This window comes from Colwellia sp. F1, from assembly GCF_056238625.1.
Window position 1 is genome coordinate 1 of the sequence record NZ_JBWDLI010000070.1, and the last position, 2,671, is coordinate 2,671.

3 protein-coding genes are annotated in these 2,671 nt (G+C 48.0%); all 3 read right to left on the minus strand.

The annotated features are described in order from the left end of the window. Positions 1-473: superoxide dismutase family protein (locus AC0UA9_RS17265; RefSeq protein WP_475661964.1), on the minus strand; the 473-nt coding region annotated here is incomplete at its 3' end. A 167-nt stretch (positions 474-640) separates the two neighbouring features. Beyond that, complete coding sequence (locus AC0UA9_RS17270) at positions 641-1,489, minus strand: alpha/beta fold hydrolase (RefSeq protein ID WP_146944206.1); 849 nt, start codon at positions 1,487-1,489, stop codon at positions 641-643. A 16-nt stretch (positions 1,490-1,505) separates the two neighbouring features. Next, a complete protein-coding gene (locus AC0UA9_RS17275; protein WP_146944208.1) occupies positions 1,506-2,618 on the minus strand; it encodes a helix-turn-helix transcriptional regulator in 1,113 nt (370 codons plus the stop codon). Between the last annotated feature and the right edge of the window lie 53 nt (positions 2,619-2,671).

Below are 2,671 nucleotides of genomic sequence, written 5' to 3' on the forward strand. Positions count from 1 at the left end.
GAATATGTATCGCCGCCCGCATGGATCATCAGGCTGCGCCCCGGCATATCTTCCATACTCAAGCGTGGTGCCAGCACCGGTAAATTGGCTTCGCCATCTTTATTTACCGTGAGCACCGGGAGGTCACCTAGATGGCCATCGCCGTAGGGTCCTTGGTGGGTGCCCGTCTCTTCAGGGTCGTAATGACCACCTGCAGACAGCGCTGCGGTCATTTCGCCACTATCGTTTTCAGCAGGCTCGCAGCTGGCATGTTGGTGGACATGAAAACCGTATACGCCGGGTTCTAGGCCAGTTAACGACGGCGTAAGCAACACACCGTGCTCAGTATGCTCAATAGCGACAGTCCCAATAGACTGTTCAATTCCTTCGGCGTTGACCTTGTGCATTTCAACGTCGAGTGCTTCATTGGCCTGAGCGGTAGTTGCCAGCAATAACCCCGCGGCAATACCTGTTAATGGTAGTGAGTAACGCATTGTGCAATTCTCCTTTCCTTATCCATGGAAACTCGTATGACGAGTTGCCATTTCAAGGTAGTTGGCTATTGGAGAAGATGCTAAATGCTCATTAAAAAGTTTTTCATGGTGAGTCGTGTGAAAGCGCTGAGGGCAGAGGTGGTAGACACTCTTGCAAAAAGTAAGCTCTAAATGCTTCTTTGATAGGCTTTAATTAATGTGTCGTAATGGCCTGAATTAGGTAAAGCGGTTAGGACAGACCCAGAAATAAATGATGCGAGTGCTTGTCCATGCTCAAGATGAACTAATGCATCGTTCTCACCATGAAAAATCTCTATAGGAACCCCTAAGTCTCCAACGCTGAAAGGCCACTCTCGTGCCATTAGTTGAATATCTCTAACAATGCTATCAGCTGCTATCAAGCCACCTTGCTGTGTTGCTGCCACTAGGTTTTTTTGAAAGGCTTTACGTAGTTGTGAAGCTTGTAGGAATTGGCGTTCTTGGTCACTGAGCGAGTCCATTAACGCGGCTGCCAGTAATGCGCTGTCGCCCGTTATATCTGCTAACTGGGTGATTAAATCCTGAGGAGCAGTCAATGCTGCGTGCCACGTCTCGGCAGTCAGCTTTCCTGCGTGCTTGTAGGGCGAGTTCTGTATAGGAACAGCAGGCGTCCCAACCAGCACCACTCTGTTGACTCTCTCTTTGAGAGCCGTTGCGGTCGCCATGGCGAATACGCCACCTCCCGAAAAACCTAGTAGAGAGAATTTGTTAATTTGAAGCTGCTCTGCCACTGCCTGCACGTCGTCTGTGTGGTCAGCAAAACGGTAGCTTTTCATCTGAGTAGAGCCACCATACCCTGGGCGATCTATGGCAATGAGCCGAACGCTCTCAGTTTTATTTCTTGCAGTTGCCATCAATACTTCTTTTTTAGAACCAGGAATGCCGTGACAGTAGAACCAGGCTGGTGCATCTGCTGGGCCTGTATCCATGACACTCAAAAAACGTCCACCTTGCCTTGGAGTACGATAAATTTGCATCTCGTAACTACTCAAATCAGTTAACTATTCCAACGCTAAGCAGTAATGTGCGTATTAAGTCAGCCTGCCTCGTGACGTCTGTTTTTCGCATGACTGATTTTAATTGAGAGCGAGTGGTGTGTACCGTCACGTTCAAATAAGCGCTAGCCTCATTAATATCCAGGCCGCGTATTAGTAAATCTACTAGACGCAATTCCGCTACGCTCAATGAGTAAAGGTTTTTTAGACGTTCATGGTCCAGTGCGATGGCCCTTTGTGGGTCAAGCAAGAAGGCGATTACAGTGGCAGAAGAAGCTACTTTCCAGTAAAGGGATGGATTTCCTTCCCGGTTACAGAAAAGTACCAATGAAGCTCCTGCCCTATTTAGCTGAATGCTCTCACAGCGACTTTCTGCTTTGTTTAGCTTACGTGATGCCTGAGCAAGGGCTGAACCGAGCTTTTCTTCATCGAAAATTAAGCGGCCGTTACGCTGCTGTATACCGAAGCAATGGGTGCTAAGCACATCTTCGGCAACTCGGTTTGACCAGTGGCAGCGTAGGTTTGCGTCCAACATCCACACCCCAAAAGGAAGGTGGTTAAAGGCATTCTGAGCTTGTGCTAATGCTTCCTGTACTTGGCTAGTCAGTTTGGTCAGATGAGCTACACGGCGTAAATGTCCGCTCAAATCTTCTAGCTGTTCTTGCTCCTGCCGAGTAAACATGCCCTTTTCGCGTGGTCGATGTAAGCCAATATGCATCGCAGATGAGCCATCGCGTTCAAACTGGGTTCCCATGGCATAAAAATTCCCGTTCGGGCGGAAAAATAATTGGTAGTGCTCAGAGTGTTCAAATGCCCGATCAGAAATAATGTCGGTACTTATATGGACTTTGCCAAGTGGGCCGCTAGCCAGTGATGTGCGGAAGGGGTCAAAAACCACGGCCTCCTGCTCATAATTAAGCCCCTGCTCTAAGCCAATAGCAAAGGATCGGTAAACGATAGGGTTTTCACGATCAGTGATACGCAATGCGGCTGAAGGAGAATTGAAATGGCTGGCAAGCTGTTGCAGGAATTCGCCCCAGCCCTCTGGGTAGGTGACGTTGTCATATAGCGTATGTAATAGCTTAGAGAGGTTTTTTTCTTTGTTATACACGATTGTACTCACTGTTTAATGAGTATCTGTAGTTACAAAAGCTAAACCATACC